Origin of the sequence: Embleya hyalina, assembly GCF_003967355.1 — a bacterium.
GTDB classification, from domain to species: Bacteria; Actinomycetota; Actinomycetes; order Streptomycetales; family Streptomycetaceae; genus Embleya; species Embleya hyalina.
In genome coordinates this window covers 338,819-358,022 of record NZ_BIFH01000020.1, presented here as the reverse complement: position 1 = coordinate 358,022, position 19,204 = coordinate 338,819, and the positions used below count along the sequence as shown (strand labels likewise).

Below are 19,204 nucleotides of genomic sequence, written 5' to 3'. Positions count from 1 at the left end.
GCCCGCCGTTCCCGCGTGGACCGGTGGGCCGGGAGCCCGGCCGGGTCGGCTCCGACCCGGCCGGTCGGGAAATAACGAGTCGCCGTCGCACGCCCCGCGTGTGAGACCCTGAACGGTAATCCCCTTGTCGTCCGCAGGAAGCGAATCGTGACCGCAACCCCCCACGCCCTGGAGCTCGCCACCGCGGCTGCCGTGGCATGTGCAGAGAAGCTCGCCACCGACGTCGTCGCCTACGACGTGAGCGAGGTGGTCACGATCACCGACGTGTTCGTGCTCGCCTCCGCGTCCAACGACCGCCAGGTCAAGGCGATCATGGACGAGGTCGAGGAAGCGTTGCGCGGGCTCGGCGCCAAGCCGGTCCGCCGCGAGGGCGAGCGCGAAGGGCGCTGGATCCTCCTCGACTACATCGACATCGTGGTGCACGTCCAGCACGCCGAGGAGCGGGCCTACTACTCGCTCGAGAAGTTGTGGAAGGACTGCCCGCGGATCGAACTGCCGGAAGCGGTGCTGCGCGGCAACGAGCAGGCCAGGGCCGCCGAGGCGGCGGGGGCGGCGGAGGGCGCGCTCTGAGCGGCACCGGCCGCCGGGTCCTGCTGTGGCGGCACGGCCAGACCACGTGGAACGTCGAGCGGCGTTTCCAGGGCCAGACCGACATCCCGCTGACCGACGAGGGCCTGGCCCAGGCCCGGCGCTCGGCCCGGCTGCTCGCGGCGCTGCGCCCGGACGCGATCGTGTCCTCCGACCTGACCCGCACCGTGGACACCGCGGCGGAGCTGGCCCGGCTGGTCGACGTCCCCGTCGCCCTGGACCCGGCGCTGCGTGAGACCTACGCGGGCGAGTGGCAGGGGCTGACGAATCGCGAGATCGAGGCGACCTTCCCCGAGCAGTTCGCCGCCTGGCGGCGCGGCGAGCCGGTCCGGCGCGGCGGCGGCGAGCTGGAGAGCGAGGTCGCCGAGCGGATGGCCGAGGCGATCGGCCTCGCGGTCGAGAAGCTGCCCGAGGACGGCACGCTCGTGGTGGTCTCGCACGGCGGCGCGATCCGTTGCGGACTCGGCGCGCTGCTGGGCCTGCCCCGGGAGACCTGGGGCGCGCTGGGCGCGCTGTCCAACTGCTGCTGGTCGGTGCTCGGCCCGGGAGCCCGGGGATGGCGCCTGCTGGAGCACAACGCGGGGACGCTGCCGGAACCGGTCATCGGGGACGACGACTGACGGTCGCGACGCGAGACATGTGACGGTCTCGGAACCGGGTTCACACCCGGTTCCGAGACCGTTTTCGCGTCATCCCCACCGGGTCCTCACCCGGCGGCCTCGCCCTCCCGTTTGCGGTACAGGTCCTCCAGGTCGGCGAGCATGCCGTCGGCGAGGTCGCGCTCGGCCTGCCAGTAGCGCTCGCTCCACTTGAGCACCAGGGCCGGGAACGGCCAGCGGTCCTGCGCGGTGTCCTCGCTCGCGCGCACCTCGACGAGCGTGCTCGCCGCGTAGTCGCGGTGCTCGACCAGGGTCTTGCGCAGTTCCTCCGGCTCGCTGAGGTGGCCGAGCCAGACCCGGAGCGCGACGCCGTGCTTGAGCACGGGCGGCCCCGCCGGGGTCTCGCGCGCCCACGCGGCCAGCGCCTCCTGGCCGGAGTCGGTGATGCGGTACAGCCGCTTGTTGCGCAGTTCGTCCTGCGAGGCGATCCGCGAGACGGCGAAGCCGAGCTGCTCCAGGCGCTTGAGCTCGCTGTAGATCTGGCTGAGCGCCGGACTCCAGTAGAAGAAGCGCAGGGACGCGTCGGCCCACTTCTTGAGGTCGTAGCCGGAGCGCTCGCCCGGGAACGACAAGAGGCCGAGCACGGCCCACGCGGTCGCGGGCAGCTTCGGGAGCGGATCCCCCGTCATCGTGGCCTCCATCGGTACGCGGCGACTTTTTCTGATTCTACGTCAGTTGGCTATTGACCTGACTGGTCGTCATACATCTAATTGAAGTATTCCACGCCTCGCGCACCAGGAGTACGGCATGCAGTTCTCGATGATCTTCGAAGCCCAGATGGCCAACCCCACGGCGGAACACGAGCGTGAGGTCATCCTCGACTCCGTGGAGCAGGCCGTATACGCCGAGCGCATGGGCTTCGACCGCATCTGGGCCGTGGAGCACCACTCGACGAAGTGGTACTCGCACATGAGCGCCCCGGAGATCTTCCTGACCTGGGTGGCCGCGCGCACCAGCCGGATCCGGATCGCCCACGGCGCGGTCTGCATGCCGTTCAACTTCAACCACCCGGCCCGGGTCGCCGAGCGCATCGGCATGCTGGACACGCTGTCCGGCGGCCGGCTCGACGTCGGCGCGGCCCGCGGCGGCACGCTCCAGGAGTCCTCGTTGTGCGGCGTGGACATCGAGCAGACCAAGGCCCAGGTCGAGGAGGCGCTGCGGATCATCGGCGCCGCGTGGCAGCGGGACGAGTTGGAGTGGCACGGCGACGTGCTCGACATCGAGGGTTCGCACCCGATCCTGCCGCGCCCGGTGCAGACCCCGCACCCGCCGCTGTTCCTGGCCTGCAGCAAGCAGCCGAGCCTGGTCGAGGCGGCGGAGTACGGCGTCGGCGCGCTGGTGCTCGGCTTCGCCGGCCCGGAGGAGGTGGCCAACCTCAACCGGATCTACCGGGACGCGATCAAGGAGCGCACCGGGGAGCGGTTCGTGTCCTCGGTGACCAACGACCACCTGGTCGCGTTGTGCCCGACGATCGTCTCCGAGGACGGCGCCCGGGCCCGCCAGGTGGGCGCGCGCGGCCAGCGCTTCTTCGCCCAGTCGATCGCGCACTGGTTCTCCGGCGGCAGGTCCGGCATCCCGGACGAGGCCGTGGTCGAGGGCCGGGACGAGGTGGCGGTCATCCACGAGGCGGCCGAACAGCAGGTCGCGATGCTGCACGAGGCGAAGATCCCGGTCACGGTGAACGCCACCGCCACCTACAACGTGAACCACGCGTACGGCACGGCGGAGGACGCGATCGGCTACGTCCAGAAGCTGATCGACGCGGGGGCCGACGAGATCATGTGCCTGATCCAGATGGGCACGGTCCCGCAGGCGGACTGCATGGAGACGATCCGGATCTGGGGGGAGCAGGTCATTCCGCACTTCCGCGCGAAGTACGGGGCCTGAGGGATCGAGACTTCGTTCGGGACGCGGCGCGTGGGCGCCGGTGTCCCGAGCGAGACCGACCGGCCGGATCCGGTGCGGAGGACCGGATCCGGCCGACCCGGGGCCGAGGGCCCGACGACTGGGAGGTAGTTACCGTGAGCGACTCGATCGATCTGACCGGCAAGGTGGCGATCGTCACCGGTGCGGCACGGGGCCAGGGGGAGGCCGAGGCGCGGTTGTTCGCCCGCCGCGGGGCCCGCGTCGTGCTGACCGATCTGCTGGAGGACGAGGGCGCCCGGGTCGCCGGGGAGATCGGTCCCCGGGCCCGGTTCGTCCGGCACGACGTGTCGAACGCGGCGGACTGGGCGGCGGTGGTCGAGCTGGCCGTGCGGGAGTTCGGCCCGGTGGACGTGCTGGTCAACAACGCCGGCGTCATGTGGACCAAGCCGATCCTGGAGGAGACGCCGGAGGGTCTGGACCGGATCCTGAAGGTCAACCTGTTCGGCGCCTTCCACGGGATCCAGGCGGTGGCGCCGCTGATGCGGGCGAACGGCGGCGGGTCGATCGTGAACATCTCCTCGCTGGCCGGCCTCCAGGGCATCCCGGGACACGCGGCCTACGGCTCCTCCAAGTGGGCCGTCCGCGGTCTGACCAAGACCGCCGCCCTGGAGCTGGGGGAGTACGGGATCCGGGTCAACTCGGTGCACCCGGGCGCCGTGGACACGCCGATGATCGGCGACCGCTTCACGCGCGGGCCGGGCAACTTCCCCACCGTGCCGCTGCGTCGGGTGGGCGAGCCGGAGGACATCGGCGAACTGGTGGCGTTCCTGGCCTCCGACGCGTCCTCGTGGATCACCGGTACCGAGTTCGTGATCGACGGCGGTTCGACGGCGGGCATCGTGCCGCCGGTGCGGGGGTAGCGGCGGCAGCGGGTGGACCGGCCGGCAACCGTTCGGTCGGATTCCGATTTGCTTAGTTGTACTATGCAAATGCGAGCCGAGAAGTCGGCAGGCACGGATCGAAGGAACGCATCATGGCTGAACTCCAGGGCCCCAATCTGACCGACAAGGTCGTCATCGTCACCGGCGGCGCCCGCGGCCTGGGCGCCGCGGCGGCCAAGCAGATCGTCGACGCCGGCGGCCGGGTGGTCGTCACCGATCTGCTCGACGAAGGGGCCGAGACGGCCGCCGCCCTCGGCGCGCACGCCCGCTTCCACCGGCACGACGTGACGAGCGAGGAGCAGTGGAAGGCCGTCGTCGACTTCACCGTGGCCGAGTTCGGTCGTGTGGACGGGCTGGTCAACAACGCGGGCGTGTCCACCGGGACGATGTTCGACACCGAGACGCTCGAACACTTCGAGTTCGTGATCAAGGTCAATCTGACCGGCGTCTGGCTGGGCATGCAGGCGGTGATCCCGCACCTGAAGGCGAACGGCGGCGGGTCGATCGTCAACGTCTCCTCCGCGGCGGGCCTGATGGGGCTCGCGATGACCGGCTCCTACGGCGCGTCCAAGTGGGCCGTGCGCGGCATGAGCAAGGTCGCCGCGGTGGAGTTGGGCCCGGCGCGGATCCGGGTCAACTCGGTGCACCCCGGCATGATCTACACCCCGATGACGTCCTCGGTCGGCATCCGGGAGGGCGAGGGCAACTACCCGAACACCCCGATGGGCCGGGTCGGCGAGCCGAGCGAGATCGGCGCGGCCGTCGCGTTCCTGCTCTCCGACGCGGCCTCGTATGTGACGGGCGCGGAGCTGGCGGTGGACGGCGGGTGGACCACGGGGCCGACGGTCCGGTACGTGATGGGGCAGTGAGGCGGGTGATCGTGCCGCGTCCGGTGACGGGCGGGGCGGGTCCGGTGGACGGCGTGGTTTCCGTGGACGGCGTGGACGGGGTGGATGGGGTGCGTGGGCATGGCTGATCTGACCGGCAAGGTGGCGATCGTCACCGGGGCCGCCCGTGGGCAAGGTGCGGCCGAGGCGCGGTTGTTCGTGGCCTCCGGGGCGCGGGTGGTGCTCACCGACCTGTTGACCGAGGAGGGTGAGCGAGTGGCCGCCGAACTGGGCGCCGCCGCGCGCTTCGTCCGGCACGACGTGTCCGATCCGGCGGACTGGGCCGCGGTGGTGGACGTCGCGGTCGAGGCGTTCGGCGGCCTCGACATCCTGGTCAACAACGCCGCGATCTACTGGACCAGGGGCTTCGCCGACGAGACGGCGGAGCGCGTGGAGCGGATCATGCGGGTCAACTTCTTCGGCGTCTGGCACGGCATGCAGGCGGTGCTGCCCGCGATGAAGGCGCGCGGCGGCGGCTCGATCGTCAACATCTCGTCCCAGGCCGGCCTGGAGGGCATGCCGGGACACGCGGCCTACGGCGCGACCAAGTGGGCGGTACGCGGACTCTCCAAGACCGTCGCCCTGGAGGTCGGCGAGCACGGCATCCGGGTCAACTCGGTACACCCGGGCACCATCGACACCCCGATGATCGCCGCGGTCGGGCTGGAGCGGGGCGCGGGGAAGTACCCGTCCGTGCCGCTGCGCCGGATCGCCGCCCCGGAGGAGGTCGCCGAGGTGGTGGCGTTCGTCGCCTCCGACGCGGCGTCCTACCTGACCGGCACCGAATTGGTCGTCGACGGCGGCGCCATGGCCGGGATGGTCAGGCCGGTCGGCAGCCACTAGGGGCGGGACCGGGGGTGGGCGGTGTGCCTCGACGAGCGCGCTCCGCGCATCCCCGGTCACCCGCGATCGACGCCGGGAAAGGCGTTTGGAAGCGGTGTGGGGGAGCGTGTAAAGTACTCGTGGTCAGGCGGGCAAGCCCACCGACCCAGGTGAATAGCGGGGCTGTAGCTCAGTTGGTAGAGCGCTTGCATGGCATGCAAGAGGTCCGGAGTTCAATTCTCCGTAGCTCCACAGAGATGGTGGGACCGCCTTCCGGATTCGTCCGGGAGGCGGTCTTTTTTGCGTCCTCGACGCACCCTCGATTCACCCTCGATCCGGCATCGGTGGAAAAAGTGTGAAAGCCCTGTTCCGGGCATTCTCCCTTCGGGATCTCGACGAAGGTGAGCGTGCGATGACGGAGAGTCGGTTCTGGGAGCGGGCGATGGACCGGGCGATCGTGCCCGGATACAGCCGGATCGGGTACCGGGTGCGGCGGTCGGGATTCGCGGCCGACCCCGAGCAGGCCGCGCTCAAGGGGCGCACCGTGGTGGTGACCGGGGCCTCGTCCGGGATCGGCGAGGCGGCGGTGACCGGCCTGGCCCGGCTCGGCGCGACCGTGGTGCTGGTCGGGCGGGACGAGGCGCGGGCCGAGGCGGCCGGCCGGCGGGTCGCCGAACTGGTGCCCGGCGCCGACCTCGCCGTGCGCCGCTGCGACGTGGGCAGCCTGCCGGACGTGGCCCGCTTCGCGAAGGAGCTGCGGGCCGAACAGGGTCCGCCGCACGCGCTCGTGCACAACGCCGGCGCATTGCCCCGGGAGCGTGCGGTCACCGCCGAGGGGCACGAGGTGTGCCTGGCGGTGCATGTGCTCGGACCGCACCTGCTCACCCGGCTCCTCGCCGCCGACGCCGCCTCCTGCGCGCGGGTGGTGTGGATGAGCTCGGGCGGGATGTACACCCAGCGGCTGCCGGTCGACGACATCGAGTACGAGCGCGCCCCGTACCGGCCGACCGTCGCCCACGCCCGGACCAAACGCATGCAGGTCGTGCTCGCCGAACTGTGGGCCGAACACCTGGGCGACGGCGGCCCGGTCGTGCACGCCACCCACCCCGGCTGGACCGACACCCCGGGGCTGCGCGCGTCGATGCCCACCTTCCGGCGGCTGACCGCACCGCTGCTGCGCAGCCCCGAGGAGGGCGCGGACACCGCCGTGTGGTTGTGCGCGGCCGACGAACCCGGCCGCACCACCGGGCTGTTCTGGCAGGACCGCCTCCCGCGCCCGACCCACTACCGCGCGACCACGCGCGAGAGCCGGCCGGACCGGGCCTGGTTCTGGCGGCGCTGCCAGGAGCTCACCCACCCGTGGGCGGGGGAGTGCGGGGGACGCGGGGACTGAGGGTGTCGGGTCGGGCCGGTCGGGGTCGAGGTGGTGTTCGGGGGTGGGGTCGGGGACGGTCGACGCGTCCCCGCACCACCCCCGACCCCTCACGCGAGCGGGAATCCGACCCCGTGCTCCTCGACCGGCCGAGGCCCGTGGATGCGCCGGTCGGCCTCGGTGATCGGGACGTCGTTGATGCTCGCCTCGCGCCGCCGCATCAGGCCGTTGTCGGCGAACTCCCACAACTCGTTGCCGTAGCTGCGCCAGAAGGCACCGGCGCCGTCGTGCCACTCGTACTGGAAGCGAACCGCGATGCGGTCGGCGGTGTAGGACCACAACTCCTTGCGCAGCGCGTAGTCCTGCTCGCGGGCCCACTTCTCGGTCAGGAACGCGACGATGGCCGGGCGGCCGGTGACGAAGCGGTCGCGATTGCGCCACACCGAGTCGGGGGTGTAGGCGAGTGCGACGCGCTCGGGGTCGCGGGTGTTCCAGGCGTCCTCGGCGGCCTGCACCTTGGCGCGGGCGTCGGCCTCGGTGAACGGGGGCAGCGGCGGCCTCACTCGGACCACCCCGACTGCTCGATCACGTCGACGAAGTTCGTGCGCTCGAAGCCGGGGACGAACCGGTCCAGGACATCCGCCTTGACGTTGCCGAACGTGGTCTGCGGCCGATGTTCGATGCCCTCGGTGAACGCGCGCAGGATGCGCCGCTTGAAGTCCGGGCGGGGATGCGCGGCGACCACGGCGGCCCGCGCCTGCTCGGAGAGGTCGTCGAGGCCGATCCCGAGCACGTCGAGTTCGACGCCGGCGGTCACCAGGGCGACCTCGGGCTCCATCCGGGTGGGGATCCCGGGGGTGGTGTGCAGGGCGATGGCGGTCCAGACGATGCGGGCCTGCTCGGCGGAGAGGCCGTGTCGGAGCACGAAGTCGCGCGCCGCGTCGGCGCCGTCCAGTTCGAAGCGCTGTTGCGAGTCGCGGTGCTCGGCGGTCAGTCCCAGGTCGTGGAACAGCGCGGCCACGTAGAGCAGTTCCGGGTCGAAGGCCAGGCCCCGGCGGCGACCCTGGAGCGCGCCGAACAGGTACACGCGGCGCGAGTGGTCGTAGAGCAGCGGGCCGGCGGTGTCCCGGACCAGTTCGGTCGCCTCCTTGGCGAGCGCGCTGTCGGGGATGTCGACGTCGGCGATGCGTTCGGACATGGCGTCGGTCCTTTCGTGGAGGTGGCGGGTTTCCGTCTGCGTCGAGCCTCGCGTTCCGTGCCCGTTCCGGGCCATGTCCATTCGGACACCGATCCCTCGGATTCGGACACGGTCGACGGCTAGCCTGGATGTCATGCGACGCAGGAATGTGGCCGTGCTCGGCTACGACGGAGTACGGCTGATGGACGTGAGCGCACCGCTGGAGGTGTTCGGCACCGCCGAGCGCATGGGCGGGGCGTACACCGTGACGCTGTGCTCGCCGACCGGTGAGCCGGTGACCACCTCGGCCGGCACCCGGCTCATGGTGGACGCCGCCGCGGCGGAGATCGACGCCGCGCACACCCTCGTGGTGCCCGGATCGGTCGAGTTCCCGCAGTACGCGCCGCCGCTCGCGCTGCTCGACGCGGTGGCCGCGCTCGCCGAGGTCTGCGAACGGATCGCGTCGGTGTGCACGGGGGCGTTCGTGCTGGCCCGGGCCGGCCTGTTGGACGGGCGGCGGGCGGTGACGCACTGGCGGCACGCCGCGCTGCTCGCCCGGTACCACCCGGCGATCACGGTCGAGCCGGACGCGATCTTCGTCCGGGACGGCCCGGTCTACACCTCGGCCGGGGTCACCGCCGGCATCGACCTCGCGCTCGCCCTGGTCGAGGCCGACGAGGGCGCCGACCTGGCCCGCGAGGTGGCCCGCGACCTGGTGGTGTTCCTGCGCCGACCGGGCGGCCAGTCGCAGTTCTCGGTGCCCTCGCGCACCCCGCCCGGCGCCGACGACCCGCTGCGCCCGGTGCTCGACGCGGTCGCGGCGGATCCGGCGGCCGACCACTCGCTGCCCGCGCTGGCCCGGCTCGGCGGGTTCAGTCCGCGCCACCTGACCCGACTGTTCCACGAGCGGGTCGGCTCGACGCCGGCGGTGTACGTCGAGGCGGTGCGGATCGAGGCGGCCCAGGCGCTGCTCGCGGCCGGCGCCACGGTCACCGCCGCCGCCGCGCGCAGCGGTCTCGGCAGCGACGAGTCGCTGCGCCGGGCGTTCCTGCGCCGCCTGGGCGTCACCCCCTCCGCCTACCGGGCCCGCTTCCGCAGCACGACGGGCTGAGCGCCGGGGCGGGCTCGGGATTGGCCGTGATCGGCTTCGGGCACCGGTCCGGCGTGATCGTCGGAATCGGGCTCGGCCTCGTCGTCGCGTGGTACGTGTTGCGCGGGTTCGGCAACCGGTGGTGGTGGGCGCGGCGTTGGGTGAACCGGCTGAGTCCGTGGACCCGGCGACTGCACGCGTGGGTCCTGTCCGCACCCGTCACCTTCACCTACATGGCCATCTTCACCGCGTCCACCGTGGTGCAACGCACGTCGCCACCACGGCTGATCGACCTGCTCACCAAGCTGAACAGCACCAACCTGTTCCGCCTCGGCGACGACCCGGTGGAAGCGCTGCTCACCAGCGCCTTCTGGGTCGCCGACCACGGGTCCGGCCTGGCCACGTACGTGATCGTGTTCGGCACCGTGGTGGCCTGGGCCGAGCGCCGCTACGGGCCGCCTCGGATGTTGCTGATCGGCGCGAGCGCGCACGTGTTCGGCTCGCTGATCACCGCCGCGGTGGAGAAGGGCGCGATCCGGGCGGGGCGGCTGCCGGCGAAGATCGCGTTCGCCACCGACGTGGGAGTCAGCTACGTCGAGGTCGGCTCGTGCGTCGCGGCGGTGCTGATCATGTCCGGCTGGATCCGCCTGGCCGGCACCGCGGTGATGTTCGTCTGGGTCGTCCTGCCGGTGATCGTGGACCACAGCATCTGGGACTTCGGGCACCTGTACGCGGCCATGAGCGGCCTCGCCGCCGCGATCGTGCTGCGCCTGGCCGGGCCGTTGCGCACCCCGCCGCCGCTCAAACCACCCTTGGTCGTGAGCACGGTGACCGACCGGGTAGACTCATAACGTATTCGCGCGGGGCTGTAGCTCAGTTGGTAGAGCGCTTGCATGGCATGCAAGAGGTCCGGAGTTCAATTCTCCGTAGCTCCACACCGCGTCGAAGGCCGCCTCCCGAACCGGGAGGCGGCCTTCGGCCGTTTCGGGCCCCGCGCGCCGGGCCCGCGTGTTCATCGGTTCAGGTCCGTACCGCGTTCACCGGTCCAGGTCCGCGAAGAATTCGCGGACGTCGCCGATCAGCGACTCCGGCCGCTCCAGCGACAGGAAGTTGCCGCCGCGCTCGAACTCGGTCCAGCGCACCACATGATGGTCGCGCTCGGCGAACCGGCGGATCGCCACGTCCTGCGGCAGCGCGACGGCCACCGCCGTCGGCACCGTGCCGCGCTCCTTCGGCGCCCACGCGCCCGGGTCGTGCGCCATCTCGTAGTAGAGGTTGGCCGAGGATCCGGCGGTGCCGGTGAACCAGTACACGCTGATGTTGGTCAACAGGGTGTCCCGGTCCACCGCGTCCTCGGGCAGCACGCTCGCGGGGTCCGTCCACTCCTTGAACTTCTCCACGATCCACGCGAGCTGGCCGACGGGCGAGTCGTGCAGCCCGAAGGCGAGCGTCTGCGGCCGGGTCGACTGGATCGCGTTGAAGCCCATCCTGTCGTCGCGGAACTCCTGGAGCCGGGCGAGCCTGGCCTGCTCGCCGTCGGTCAGCCCGACGAAGTCGGCCGGGTCCTCGGACGGGAAGGTGACCAGGCCGTTGACGTGGATCCCGATCACGTGCTCCGGATCGATCCGGCCCATCTCGCCCGCGATCCACGCACCGCCGCCGTTGCCCTGCACGCCGTAGCGCGCGTAGCCCAGGCGGGCCATCAACTCGGTGAACGCGCCCGCGATCCGGCCGGTGGTCCAGCCGGGGCCGGACAGCGGGCCGGAGAAGCCGACTCCGGGAGTGTCGGTGACCACGACGTGGAAATCGCGCGACAGCGGCTCGATCACGTCGACGAACTGTACGAACGAGCCCGGCCAGTCGTGGATCAGCAGCAGCGCCGGGGCGTCGGCCCGGTCGGAGCGTACGTGCGCGAAGTGCACGTCCTGGCCGTCGATCCGGGTGACGAACTGCGGGAAGGCGTTGAGCCGTGCCTCCGCCGCGCGCCAGTCGAACCCGTCCGCCCAGTAAGCGGCCAGGTCCCGGAGGTAGTCCGTCGGCACCCCGCGCGTCCAGGCGGGCACGCCCGGGACGTCCGCGGCCCAGCGGGTGCGGGCCAGCCGGTCGCGAAGGTCGTCGAGATCGGCCTGCGGGATCTCGACCCGGAAGGGGCGGATCGTGGTGTCGGCGACGGTCTCGGCTGCGGTGCTGCTGCTGTTCTCCATGGGAGGAAGACTAGGATCGAATTAGGAACACTACGATCCTATCGAGGCGGCACGCTGAGAAAATGTTGGAAACCTCCGCGCGGTTGTTGCGCCTGCTGTCCCTGCTCCAGACCCCCCGTGAATGGCCCGGCTCGGAACTGGCCGAACGACTCGGCGTGACCGGTCGCACGATCCGCAAGGACGTCGACCGGCTGCGCGAACTCGGCTATCCGGTCGACGCCTCCCGCGGCTCCACCGGCGGCTATCGGCTCGCCGCCGGTGCCGCGATGCCGCCGCTGCTGCTGACCGACGACGAGGCGGTCGCGGTCACCGTCGGCCTGACCACCGTCGCCCGAGGCGCGATGGCGGGCATGGAGGAGACCTCGGTACAGGCCCTGGCCAAGCTCGAACAGGTGCTGCCCGCGCGCCTGCGCCGCCGGGTGCGCGCGTTGCAGCGCTACGCGGTGTCGGTGCCCGCGGATCGGCCGGACACGAGGGTGGACACCGAGGCGCTGACCGTCCTGGTCGCGGCCTGCCGGGACCGCGAGCGACTGCGCCTGGACTACCGCGACCACACCGGCGCGGCCACGCGGCGCACGGTCGAGCCGCAGCGGGTGGTCAACTGGGGGCGCCGCTGGTACCTGGTCGCCTGGGACGTGGACCGCGACGCCTGGCGCACCTTCCGGGTCGACCGGCTCACCCCGCGCACCCCGACCGGGCCGAGGTTCGCGCCGCGCGAGGATCCGGAGGGCGACGCGGCGCGGTACGTCGCGGGCAAGGTCTCGGCCGCCGCCTGGCGATACCGCGCCCGGGTGCTGGTGCACGCGCCCGCCGCCGAGGTGCTGGAGCGGATCAACCCGGCCGTGGGCACCGTCGAGGTGGTCGACGCGCACACCTGCGTGCTGGACACCGGTGCCGACTCGCTCGACACCCTGGCCGTGCACCTGGGCCTGCTCGGCCACGACTTCGACGTCACCGAGCCGCCGGAACTGGTCGCCCACCTGCGCGCCTTGACCACCCGCTACGCCCGCTCGACGCCCCCCGAGTCGGCGGGGCCACGAGCGCGATGAGGCGGCGAGCCGGGTCGGTTTGTCGCCCCCGGTCGGCATCGGTGATCACGATTGGGGTCTTTCCCGTCACGGTTGCGTGACGGGTCGAACGAGTGGGCGAATGGTCCGGTTTCCGGCCAGTAGTGTCGCCGGACGTGACCTTCACCGCCGTACTCGTGCTGGTGCTCGCGAGCCTGCTCGCGATCGCCGACTGGGTGGCCGTCGCCCGGGAACGACTCCCGCTCGATCGTCTCCTGAAACCCGCGGTGATCTGTGCCCTGATCGTGGTCGTCTGGTCGTTCGACGACGTCGACGGGGCACTGCGCGCGCTGTTCAGCGTCGCGCTCGCGTTGTCGCTGGCGCGGGACGTGCTCGCGCCCCGCTGGTTCGCCGGGGCCGTGGCCGCCTCGCTGCTCGCGCACGGCGTCTACGTCGGCGGCTTCCAGCGCATGGGCTGGTCCTGGTTGTGGGCCGCCGCGGGCATCGTGGTCGTGCTGTTCGCGGCGGGGGCGTACGCGGTCCGGCTGGTCACCGGCGCGCGCGAGACCGCGCCCGCCTACACCGGCATGGTGCCGGTCTACGTCGGCGTCGTGTCGGTGATGGTCGTCGCCGCCGCGGCCACCGGCCGGCCGAGCGCGGTGGCCGGCGCGTTCCTGTTCTACGTCTCCGACACCCTCGTCGCCTGGAACCGGTTCCGCGCCCCGACGCCGTACGCCCCGGTGCTGATCGCCGGCGCCTACCATCTCGCCCAGATCCTGCTGGTGTTGTCGCTGTCCACCGGGCCCGCCCCGGGATTGTGAGCGATGCGGCCCGGGTGCTGCCCCCGGGCCGACCGCGTCCTGCGGTAACCTGGGGCCATGCGTGCCGTACTGCTGCTTACCGGGCCGCGCTGAGCAGGCCGGGTGGAGACCACTCCCACCCGACTCGGCGCGGCGACCCCTCCTGAGCGAGGGGTCTTTTCGTTTCCAGAACCGACCGTTTCGCGGAAGCGGCCGTAACCGGAGAAGCAGTCGACGGCTGCCCACACCCCGATGGTTGAGGACGATGACCGAGATGACGCAGGGCCCTGCCGGCAACACCGACGCCCCGACCGAGCCCTACCGCTACACCGCAGTCCTGGCCGGCGACATCGAGGCGCGGTGGCAGGACCGCTGGGAGGCCGACGGCACGTTCGAGGCGCCGAACCCGGCCGGCCCGCTGGCCGAGCCGGAGAAGGTCGCCGGGCGGCCCAAGATGATGGTGATGGACATGTTCCCGTACCCCTCGGGTGTGGGCCTGCACGTCGGACACCCGCTGGGCTTCATCGCGACCGACGTCTACGCCCGGTTCAAGCGCATGACCGGCCACAACGTGCTGCACACGCTGGGCTACGACGCCTTCGGCCTGCCCGCCGAGCAGTACGCGGTCCAGACCGGCACCCACCCGCGCGTGACCACCGAGGCGAACATCGCCAACATGCGCCGCCAGCTGCGCCGGCTGGGCCTGGGCCACGACCAGCGCCGGTCGGTGGCCACCACCGACCCGGCGTACTACCGCTGGACGCAGTGGATCTTCCTGCAGATCTTCAACTCCTGGTACGACCCCGAGGCGCCCGGCGCCGACGGCGGCGTCGGTCGGGCGCGGCCGATCGCCGAACTGGTCGAGCAGTTCGAGAAGGGCGAGCGGCCCACCCCGGACGGGCGCGCGTGGGCCGACCTGACCGACACCGAGCGTGCCGCCGTGCTGGACGAGTTCCGCCTGGCGTACGTCTCGCAGGCCCCGGTCAACTGGGCCCCGGGCCTGGGCACCGTGCTGGCCAACGAGGAGGTCACCGCCGACGGTCGCAGCGAGCGCGGCAACTTCCCCGTGTTCAAGGCGAATCTGCGGCAGTGGATGATGCGGATCACCGCGTACTCCGACCGGCTGCTGGCCGACCTGGACCGGCTGGACTGGCCCGAGCCGATCAAGATCATGCAGCGCAACTGGATCGGTCGATCCGAGGGCGCGCGGGTCTCGTTCGCCACCGACGCCGCGCCGATCGAGGTCTTCACCACCCGCCCCGACACGCTGTTCGGCGCCACCTACATGGTGCTGGCGCCGGAGCACGACCTGGTCGACACGATCGTGGCCGACGCGTGGCCCGAGGGCGTCCCGGCGGTCTGGACGGGCGGCGCGGCCACGCCGGCCGAGGCGATCGCCGCGTACCGCCGGTTCGCCCAGTCCAAGAGCGACGTCGAGCGGCAGAGCGAGGGCAAGGACAAGACCGGCGTGTTCACCGGTGCCTACGCGACCAACCCGGTCGACGGCAAGCGGGTGCCGATCTTCATCGCCGACTACGTGCTGATGGGCTACGGCACCGGCGCGATCATGGCGGTCCCGGCGCACGACCACCGCGACTTCGAGTTCGCGCGGGCCTTCGAGCTGCCGATCCGGTGTGTGGTCCGGCCGAGCGACGACCGCTCGGTCGAGGACACCACCGACTGGGCCGACGCGTTCGTGTCCTACGACGCGGCGCTGGTGAACAGCACCGGCGAGGGCATCGCCCTGGACGGGCTGGGCGTGGCCGACGCCAAGAAGGCGATCACCGAGTGGCTGACCGAGCGCGGCATCGGCGAGGGCACGGTCAACTTCAAGCTGCGCGACTGGCTGTTCTCCCGGCAGCGCTACTGGGGCGAGCCGTTCCCGATCGTCTTCGACGAGGACGGCGTCGCGCACGCGCTGCCCGATTCGATGCTGCCGGTCGAGCTGCCCGAGATCGACGACTACCGCCCGCGCACCTTCGACCCGGACGACGCGGACACCAAGCCCGAGACGCCGCTGTCGCGCAACGCCGACTGGGTGAACGTCACCCTGGACCTGGGCGACGGGCCCAAGAGCTACCGCCGCGAGACCAACACCATGCCCAACTGGGCCGGTTCGTGCTGGTACGAGCTGCGCTACCTGGACCCGACCAACTCCGAGGTGCTGGTCGACCCCGAGGTCGAGAAGTATTGGATGGGGCCGCGGCACGAGGGCCACACCGGCGGCGTGGACCTGTACGTCGGCGGAGTCGAGCACGCGGTGCTGCACCTGCTGTACTCGCGCTTTTGGCACAAGGTGCTGTTCGACCTGGGCCACGTGTCCTCGTTCGAGCCGTTCCACAAGCTGTTCAACCAGGGCTACATCCAGGCGTTCGCGTACAAGGACGAGCGCGGCGTCTACGTCGAGGCGAGCGAGGTCGACGAGCGCGACGGCGGCTTCTTCCTGGGTGAGCAGGCGGTCAGCCGCGAGTACGGGAAGATGGGCAAGTCGCTGAAGAACTCGGTGACTCCCGACCAGATGGCCGAGGAGTACGGCGCGGACACGCTGCGGCTGTACGAGATGTCGATGGGCCCGCTGGAGATCTCCCGGCCGTGGGACACCCGCGCGGTGGTCGGTTCGTACCGCTTCCTGCAGCGGCTGTGGCGCAACATCGTGGACGAGCACACCGGCATGCCGACCGTGGTCGACGAGCCGGCCGACGAGGCCACGCTGCGCGCCACCCACAAGGCGATCGACGGCATGCGGCGGGACATGGACGCGCTGCGCTTCAACACCGCCATCGCCAAGGCGATCGAGCTGAACAACGCGCTGGTCAAGCTGCCGGCCGTGCCGCGCGAGATCGCCGAGAAGCTGGTCCTGATGGTCGCGCCGCTGGTGCCGCACGTGGCCGAGGAGCTGTGGTCGCGGCTGGGGCACGGCGACACGGTCACCTACGAGGCGTTCCCGCAGGCGGATCCGGCCTACCTGGTCGAGGACACCGTCACCTGCGTGGTGCAGGTCAAGGGCAAGGTGCGGGCCCGGCTGGAGGTGCCGCCGACGATCGGCGAGGACGAGCTGAAGGCGCTGGCGCTGGCCGATCCGGCGATCGTGGCGGCGCTGGACGGGGCGGGCGTGCGGATGGTGATCGTGAAGCCGCCGAAGCTGGTGAACGTGGTTCCGGCGTAGGGGGTTGGTGGGTCGGCCGCTCCGGGTGGGGCGGCCGACCGGGCTGCCGGGCCGGGCGGAGGTGGGTCGGTCGGTCGCTCCCGTGTGGGGCGGCCCTGCCGTCCGGCTTCTCGGCTGCCCGGCTTCCCTGCCGTCCGGCTGCTCGGCTGCTCGGCTGCTCGGCTTCTCGGCTGCTCGGCTCGGGCGAGTGGCGCTTCGGTGTGGCGATTTCCGGTCGGTGGCGGGGGTGTTTCCGGTCGGTGACGATCGACCCGGAAGACGGGGTTTTCCCGGCGCGTGCGTAGCGGAGCCTCCCGGCGGGGTTAGTGTGAGTGAGTACCTTCCGGCCCCGACCAGGCAGGAGACGCCTCGTGGCCCTCGCCGACGTTCCCGCGCCCACCGACTCGTTGGCCGATGGCGCCGAGACCCTGGGCGTGGTGCTGGGCGTCGGCGTGGTCGCGTGTCTGGTCCTCGTGGGCGTCGTGGTGGGCCTGATCGCCATGATGCGCCGCGCCGTGCACCGCCGGATCGAGCGGCACGCGCCGCGTGTGCGCGGCATGGTGGAGGACGCCGCGTCGAAGGCCCGTTCGTACACGCTCACCGGCGGCGCCGGCGAGGCGGCCCGGATGCGCGGCTCGGTGCGCCGTTCGCTCGACCAGACCCGGCGGGTGCTGGAGGCGGGCTACGCGCAGGACGCCCAGCTGTCCGACGCGGTCGCGCTGCTGCGCCGGTTGGACGACTTCGCCAAGGCGTTGGACACCGACCTGAAGCTGCTCGAACGCGAGCCGGACCGGACCCGGGTCGACCGCGAACTGCCGGGCCTCAAGGACCGCGCGGACCGCATCGAGCACGCCGCGGCCTCCCTGCGGTGGGCCGTCCAGGACCGCGAACGCCACTTGGGCGAGGACGAGTTGGACCGCCTCGGCACCGACGTCGAGCGCGAGGCGGCGGCCTTGCGGGCGTACGCAGAGGAGGGCGGGGCGGGTGGAGCCGGCGGTCGGGGCCCGTCGGGGCTGCCGGGCCCGTCGGGCTTGCCGGGTCCGTCGGGGGGCTCGGGTGCGTCCGACTCGTCGGATCGGCCGGGCCGCTCCGATCGGCGCGGCCGCTCCGATCGACCCGAAAGCAAGCGGCTGACCTGAACATGTGGTGCCGGCGGCGAGCCCCCACGACGGGACGCGTCGGCCGCACCGTGGCGCGCGCCACCCGCGTGCCGGGGCGTGGCATGGTGACCGAAAATTGATTGTGGTGTCCCGAATCGGCGACCCGACCCCGGGTAGCCGGGACACCGACCCGCCCCCCTGTCGTCTCACATCCGGGTGGTTGCCCGCTCATGCCGACGATGCCGACCGATCTCGCCGTGGTCACGGACTCCACGGCCTACCTGCCCGAGGAGCTCGTGGAGCGGCACCGCCTCGTGGTGGTCCCGCTCAAGGTCGTCCTGCGCGGGCGGCCGCTGGACGACGGCATCGAGGCCACGCCGGCCCAGCTCGCCGACGCCCTGCGCCAGCGCCGGATCGTGACCACCTCGCGGCCGGCGCCCGAGACGTTCGCGGAGACCTACCGCGAACTCGCCGAGAAGGGCGCGACGGGAATCGTCTCGATCCACCTCTCCAGCGAGCTGTCCGGCACGTACGAGGCGGCCCTGCTGGCCGCACGGGACGCCGAGGTGCCGGTGCGGGTGGTGGACTCGCGCACGCTCGGGATGGGGATGGGCTTCGCCGTACTGGCGGCGGCCGAGGCGGCCCGGGACGGCGCGACCCTGGAGGAGGCGGCGATCGCGGCGGAGAAGCGGGCCCAGGCGGCCTCGGCCCTCTTCTACGTCGACACCCTCGAATACCTGCGCCGAGGCGGCCGGATCGGGGCGGCGGCGGCCTTCATGGGCACGGCGCTGGCGGTGAAGCCGCTGCTGCACGTGAGCGACGGCTTGGTCGGCCCACTGGAAAAGGTCCGCACATCGGCGCGCGCGATCAGCCGCCTGGAGGAACTGGCGGTGGAACACGCGGGCGCGGGCCCGGTCGACGTCGCCGTACACCACTTGGCCAGCCCGGACCGAGCGGAGGCCCTGGCCTCACACCTCGAGGAGCGCCTCCCGAACCTGCGGGAGATATACGTAAGCGAGGTGGGCGCGGTAATCGGCGCCCACGCGGGCCCGGGGCTGCTGGCGGTGGTGGTGTCACCGCGCTGACGCGGGCCGGGGCCGGGGCTGGGGGCGGGGCCGGGGGTGGGGGCTAGGCGTAGGTGCCGGGTGCCGGGCGCTCGTGGTCGCCGTGCGTTGCGTGGCGAGGCGGCGGCCTGCGGCGGCGGGTGAGCGGGCGCTCGGGTTGAGTCTGCCTGGAGGTCTTTCCGGGTAGGTTGGGGTGTTTTCGGCGAATGATGCGCCTTTGGTTGCGGAGTGCCGGTCCGGGGCCGGTCCGGGTCGTGGTGTGTGCCGCCAGCGGCGGCGTGCGGGGCCCGAGGCTTGAAGTTCTCGGCGAGACGGGTGTGTTGGTCGGCGAAAACCAGCCTGCAGCGGCGGACAGGGCGGGCGGTCGGGTCGGGTTCCCCGGGGGGCCTTCCCGAGTGGGCCGGGTCTATTTCGGCGGGCGTCGCGCCTTGGGCTGCGGGTGGCCGGTGCGGGGCCGGTCGGAGTCGGTGGTGGGCCGCCGG

General features: G+C 72.0%; 18 protein-coding genes and 2 tRNA genes. 16 read left to right on the top strand and 4 right to left on the bottom strand.

Features of this window, described 5'->3' with window-relative positions; all coding sequences use genetic code 11:
- The first annotated feature begins 147 nt into the window (after positions 1–147).
- Together rsfS and EMA17_RS20570 are read left to right on the top strand one after the other, a co-directional pair.
- Positions 148–570 (top strand): ribosome silencing factor, encoded by a 423-nt coding sequence (gene rsfS, locus EMA17_RS20575; protein ID WP_126638526.1) that lies wholly within the window; start codon positions 148–150, stop codon positions 568–570.
- A complete protein-coding gene (locus tag EMA17_RS20570; protein WP_126638566.1) occupies positions 567–1,208 on the top strand; it encodes a histidine phosphatase family protein in 642 nt (213 codons plus the stop codon). The genes rsfS and EMA17_RS20570 overlap by 4 nt, the downstream gene beginning before the upstream one ends.
- Positions 1,209–1,294: 86 nt before the next feature.
- On the opposite strand, the gene EMA17_RS20565 is transcribed toward EMA17_RS20570, so the two are convergent.
- Positions 1,295–1,876 carry a PadR family transcriptional regulator gene (locus EMA17_RS20565; protein WP_246126782.1) on the bottom strand — a complete coding sequence of 194 codons (582 nt, stop codon included), beginning with the start codon at positions 1,874–1,876 and terminating at the stop codon, positions 1,295–1,297.
- 118 nt (positions 1,877–1,994) lie between these two features.
- On the opposite strand from EMA17_RS20565, the gene EMA17_RS20560 reads away from it, so the two are divergent.
- The 6 genes from EMA17_RS20560 to EMA17_RS20535 all read left to right on the top strand — a co-directional run bounded on the left by EMA17_RS20560 (position 1,995) and on the right by EMA17_RS20535 (position 7,156).
- Complete coding sequence (locus EMA17_RS20560) at positions 1,995–3,134, top strand: LLM class flavin-dependent oxidoreductase (RefSeq protein WP_126638524.1); 1,140 nt, start codon at positions 1,995–1,997, stop codon at positions 3,132–3,134.
- 134 nt (positions 3,135–3,268) lie between these two features.
- On the top strand, positions 3,269–4,033 hold the full coding sequence (locus tag EMA17_RS20555) for an SDR family NAD(P)-dependent oxidoreductase (protein ID WP_246126781.1): 765 nt from the start codon (positions 3,269–3,271) through the stop codon (positions 4,031–4,033).
- 113 nt (positions 4,034–4,146) lie between these two features.
- The gene (locus EMA17_RS20550; RefSeq protein WP_126638523.1) at positions 4,147–4,923 is read left to right on the top strand and encodes a glucose 1-dehydrogenase; all 777 of its coding nucleotides are present in this window, start codon (positions 4,147–4,149) and stop codon (positions 4,921–4,923) included.
- Between the two features lie 99 nt (positions 4,924–5,022).
- A complete protein-coding gene (locus EMA17_RS20545; RefSeq protein ID WP_126638522.1) occupies positions 5,023–5,784 on the top strand; it encodes an SDR family NAD(P)-dependent oxidoreductase in 762 nt (253 codons plus the stop codon).
- Between the two features lie 158 nt (positions 5,785–5,942).
- A tRNA-Ala gene (locus tag EMA17_RS20540) sits at positions 5,943–6,015 on the top strand.
- A gap of 160 nt (positions 6,016–6,175) precedes the next feature.
- Complete coding sequence (locus tag EMA17_RS20535) at positions 6,176–7,156, top strand: SDR family NAD(P)-dependent oxidoreductase (RefSeq protein ID WP_126638521.1); 981 nt, start codon at positions 6,176–6,178, stop codon at positions 7,154–7,156.
- An 89-nt stretch (positions 7,157–7,245) separates the two neighbouring features.
- Here EMA17_RS20535 and EMA17_RS20530 read toward each other — a convergent pair whose 3' ends face one another.
- Positions 7,246–7,698, bottom strand: a complete 453-nt coding sequence (locus tag EMA17_RS20530) for a nuclear transport factor 2 family protein (RefSeq protein WP_371863022.1) — start codon at positions 7,696–7,698, stop codon at positions 7,246–7,248.
- Positions 7,695–8,333, bottom strand: coding sequence for an HD domain-containing protein (locus EMA17_RS20525; protein WP_126638519.1), 639 nt, complete (start codon positions 8,331–8,333; stop codon positions 7,695–7,697). The genes EMA17_RS20530 and EMA17_RS20525 overlap by 4 nt, the downstream gene beginning before the upstream one ends.
- Before the next feature lie 133 nt (positions 8,334–8,466).
- Between EMA17_RS20525 and EMA17_RS20520 the strand changes: the two genes are divergently transcribed.
- From EMA17_RS20520 to EMA17_RS20510, 3 genes are all read left to right on the top strand, one after another.
- The gene (locus EMA17_RS20520; protein ID WP_126638518.1) at positions 8,467–9,423 is read left to right on the top strand and encodes a GlxA family transcriptional regulator; all 957 of its coding nucleotides are present in this window, start codon (positions 8,467–8,469) and stop codon (positions 9,421–9,423) included.
- Positions 9,424–9,476: 53 nt separating this feature from the next.
- Entirely contained in the window at positions 9,477–10,253 is a 777-nt protein-coding gene (locus EMA17_RS20515) for a rhomboid-like protein (RefSeq protein ID WP_126638517.1), read from the top strand.
- A gap of 11 nt (positions 10,254–10,264) precedes the next feature.
- Positions 10,265–10,337 (top strand) — tRNA-Ala (locus EMA17_RS20510).
- 102 nt (positions 10,338–10,439) lie between these two features.
- Here EMA17_RS20510 and EMA17_RS20505 read toward each other — a convergent pair.
- Positions 10,440–11,606 (bottom strand): epoxide hydrolase family protein, encoded by a 1,167-nt coding sequence (locus tag EMA17_RS20505; RefSeq protein ID WP_126638516.1) that lies wholly within the window; start codon positions 11,604–11,606, stop codon positions 10,440–10,442.
- A 62-nt stretch (positions 11,607–11,668) separates the two neighbouring features.
- On the opposite strand from EMA17_RS20505, the gene EMA17_RS20500 reads away from it, so the two are divergent.
- The 5 genes from EMA17_RS20500 to EMA17_RS20480 all read left to right on the top strand — a co-directional run bounded on the left by EMA17_RS20500 (position 11,669) and on the right by EMA17_RS20480 (position 18,743).
- Positions 11,669–12,655 (top strand): helix-turn-helix transcriptional regulator, encoded by a 987-nt coding sequence (locus EMA17_RS20500; protein WP_126638515.1) that lies wholly within the window; start codon positions 11,669–11,671, stop codon positions 12,653–12,655.
- A gap of 134 nt (positions 12,656–12,789) precedes the next feature.
- On the top strand, positions 12,790–13,434 hold the full coding sequence (locus tag EMA17_RS20495; RefSeq protein ID WP_160161484.1) for a lysoplasmalogenase family protein: 645 nt from the start codon (positions 12,790–12,792) through the stop codon (positions 13,432–13,434).
- Between the two features lie 244 nt (positions 13,435–13,678).
- Entirely contained in the window at positions 13,679–16,579 is a 2,901-nt protein-coding gene (gene leuS, locus EMA17_RS20490; RefSeq protein ID WP_126638513.1) for a leucine--tRNA ligase, read from the top strand.
- 350 nt (positions 16,580–16,929) lie between these two features.
- Complete coding sequence (locus EMA17_RS51875; RefSeq protein ID WP_160161483.1) at positions 16,930–17,697, top strand: hypothetical protein; 768 nt, start codon at positions 16,930–16,932, stop codon at positions 17,695–17,697.
- 200 nt (positions 17,698–17,897) lie between these two features.
- Entirely contained in the window at positions 17,898–18,743 is an 846-nt protein-coding gene (locus EMA17_RS20480) for a DegV family protein (protein ID WP_126638511.1), read from the top strand.
- Positions 18,744–19,204 lie beyond the last annotated feature (461 nt).

Bases quoted from the DNA above. Each gene is read 5' to 3' on its own strand.
- EMA17_RS20545 (WP_126638522.1), top strand. From the start codon at position 5,023: ATGGCTGATCTGACCGGCAAGGTGGCGATCGTCACCGGGGCCGCCCGT.
- EMA17_RS20560 (WP_126638524.1), top strand. From the start codon at position 1,995: ATGCAGTTCTCGATGATCTTCGAAGCCCAGATGGCCAACCCCACGGCG.
- EMA17_RS20565 (WP_246126782.1), bottom strand. From the start codon at position 1,876: ATGACGGGGGATCCGCTCCCGAAGCTGCCCGCGACCGCGTGGGCCGTG.
- leuS (WP_126638513.1), top strand. From the start codon at position 13,679: ATGACCGAGATGACGCAGGGCCCTGCCGGCAACACCGACGCCCCGACC.
- EMA17_RS20550 (WP_126638523.1), top strand. From the start codon at position 4,147: ATGGCTGAACTCCAGGGCCCCAATCTGACCGACAAGGTCGTCATCGTC.
- EMA17_RS20525 (WP_126638519.1), bottom strand. From the start codon at position 8,333: ATGTCCGAACGCATCGCCGACGTCGACATCCCCGACAGCGCGCTCGCC.
- EMA17_RS20480 (WP_126638511.1), top strand. From the start codon at position 17,898: ATGCCGACCGATCTCGCCGTGGTCACGGACTCCACGGCCTACCTGCCC.
- EMA17_RS20505 (WP_126638516.1), bottom strand. From the start codon at position 11,606: ATGGAGAACAGCAGCAGCACCGCAGCCGAGACCGTCGCCGACACCACG.
- EMA17_RS20520 (WP_126638518.1), top strand. From the start codon at position 8,467: ATGCGACGCAGGAATGTGGCCGTGCTCGGCTACGACGGAGTACGGCTG.
- EMA17_RS20500 (WP_126638515.1), top strand. From the start codon at position 11,669: ATGTTGGAAACCTCCGCGCGGTTGTTGCGCCTGCTGTCCCTGCTCCAG.
- EMA17_RS20535 (WP_126638521.1), top strand. From the start codon at position 6,176: ATGACGGAGAGTCGGTTCTGGGAGCGGGCGATGGACCGGGCGATCGTG.